Genomic DNA, 604 nt, shown 5'->3' on the forward strand with positions numbered 1-604 from the left:
GATCAGCATGGCGCACGATCGATCCGCATTGCGCATCCCGACCGTCGAGAAGCGGCCTGGCTCCGTCGCATCTCTCAGCCGTGCGACGGGCTCCGCGGTCGGACAATCGCAAGCAAGCGCGCTGAGGCAGCGCGTCGGCAACCAGGCGACCCAGGCGCTGCTGGCAGGCGTCGTAAAGCCAAACGCCGCTCGCGCGGCGGCCAGCAGCACGACCGCGCCTGCCGCCGAGCCGGCAACGACACAAGCGGCTGCGACCGGGCGCACTACCTCCGCCGCTGCGCCGGGCAAGGACGTCGCATCTGCTCAAGTGGCCCCTGCCGCGAAAGCGGCCGTCCCGGCGAATGCGCGCGGCCCAGACGGCTCCGGCGCTGCCCCGGCTCCTGCGCCAGGCACATCGAAGGCCGGCGGCCCACCGGCAGCTGGCAAGGCCACTGATGTCGCCTCACTGGCGCGTCCGGGCGTAGCCTCCGAAGCTGCTGCGGCCACGCCGGCTCCTCCCTCACCACGCGAAGCGATCGGACCAGCAACCAGTGCCGTGCGTCATCGCGCCGCCACTGCGCGACAACACGCTCCGGCGGGCGCTGCGGTGGCATCTGCCCAGGCG

1 protein-coding gene is annotated in these 604 nt (G+C 72.7%); it reads right to left on the bottom strand.

Annotated features, from left to right (window positions below):
* Positions 1–210, bottom strand: a 210-nt coding sequence (locus ACXJ3V_RS20415) for a hypothetical protein (RefSeq protein WP_457102182.1), incomplete at its 3' end; no start/stop codon positions are given.
* Positions 211–604 lie beyond the last annotated feature (394 nt).

This window comes from Microbacterium sp. P5_E9, assembly GCF_054049175.1.